The organism is Streptomyces sp. NRRL WC-3549 (assembly GCF_000721935.1).
Classification (GTDB): domain Bacteria; phylum Actinomycetota; class Actinomycetes; order Streptomycetales; family Streptomycetaceae; genus Streptomyces.
The window spans coordinates 42345-43832 of sequence record NZ_KL585415.1 but is presented as its reverse complement, the minus strand read 5'-3'; the positions used below and the strand labels follow the sequence as shown (position 1 = coordinate 43832).

The following is a 1488-nucleotide window of genomic DNA, read 5'->3' as shown; positions in this document are numbered from 1 at the left end:
GGGTACCCCTTCGAGCGCCTGCCTGCGCACGGTGGCACCGAGACGTATTTCGGACGGAAGCTGTCAGTGCCCACCGGGCAGCGATACGGACGACCCGCCCCATGGCCAGGGCCTCGTGGATCCCGCCGCGCCCGCGCGGGCCTCGCCCACCGGCGACAGCCGGCAGGAGTGGAACCCACCCCGGAGGCACGGCAGTTCCGCACAACGACGCTGCCGGACGACGCGCTGGGACGGACTCGTCCCGGCCCCGAGGTCAACGATCAAGCGAGGCGCCCCCGCAGTCTGCGGGGCCGTGAGGGGAGCGTCGAGTCCCACCTGAGCTGTCGGTCAGAGCGGCCACATATTCGGGGGCTTCGTCAACGAGTAGGTGGCCGGCACCAGCGACGACGTCGAGTTCGATGCCGAGGGTCCGACGCACGGCTGACCCGAGGTGCCGCGGCGGGAGGAAGGTGTCGTGCCGGCCGGCAACCACCCGGCGCGGCACGGTCGTCGCAGGCAACTTCGCACCTCCCGGTGCGCCGCTGGAGCGGGCGTACCGGGCGACGAGGGTCATCCACTCGACCAGCTCAGGCCGTGGTTGCCGGCCCGGCGCGTGCATGGCGCGCAGGAGCCGGGCGCTGCGTTTCGGTGTCGGACGCACGTACCAGGCAGCTGAGGCGGCCATCACGCTGCCGCTCACGCGCAGCCTCGTCAGCCCTCCCGGACTCACGAGAACCTGCTGCTCAACGCAGGGCGAAGCGCACGAGACGGCGATCGCGGCGCCGAAGGAATGGCCCAGAACCGTCACCGGCCCCGCCGACAACTCCGTCAGCACCTCGCCCAGCCAGCATCCGTACCAGGAAAGTCCGCCGCCGGAGGGAGCGCGTTCCCCGGAACTGAGACCGGGCTGCCCCGGGACGTCCAGGAGCACGACACGGCGGCCCGCGGCGACCAGAGCGGTCGCCAACGGCAAGGAGGAAGCCGCATTGAAGTTGGTGCCGGGGACGAACACCACTGTCGTCGCACCCGCGCCCGCGGTCACTACGTGGCTGGGCACGTCCTTGGCTGTCACAACCGTCCGCTCGTGTCGAACCGGCCATCGGTCGAGCTGCTCGGTGCACCAGCCCCGGATGGACTGCCGACCCATCTCATTGCGGTAGATCGATCCCATCCAGCGAGTATGCGCCTGGCCGAACAGCCCTCACAGCAGAGCCGTCGTTTCCGCATGGGGGTATCCACCGGAGGGCGGACCCGCCCGGCAGACGTTCCGTGAGGAGTTGCGGTCCCAGGCGCGGCGACAAATCGGTTGGGGGAAGCCCGACGAGCGCCGGGCCCGGCGGATGCCTGCCCTCTCGCACCCACGTCCCCCGTCTCGGATCAGCTCGCTGCGGTGTGCCCGGGCCGCCGCTCGGCCGCCTGACGCAGGGAATGGTCCAGAGCGGTCATCAACCGGGCGACACGGCTGCTGCCGCCTGCCGCGGGCGGGTAGCTGTCTCTTATACACATCTC

The 1488-nt window shown here is 70.9% G+C and carries 1 protein-coding gene; it reads right to left on the bottom strand.

Features of this window, described 5'->3' with window-relative positions:
• Positions 1-253: 253 nt before the first annotated feature.
• Positions 254-1150, bottom strand: a complete 897-nt coding sequence (locus tag IH13_RS0122950) for an alpha/beta fold hydrolase (protein WP_082317680.1) — start codon at positions 1148-1150, stop codon at positions 254-256.
• Positions 1151-1488 lie beyond the last annotated feature (338 nt).

Coding starts and splice junctions, on each gene's coding strand:
- IH13_RS0122950 (WP_082317680.1), bottom strand. CDS start 1,150: ATGGGATCGATCTACCGCAATGAGATGGGTCGGCAGTCCATCCGGGGC.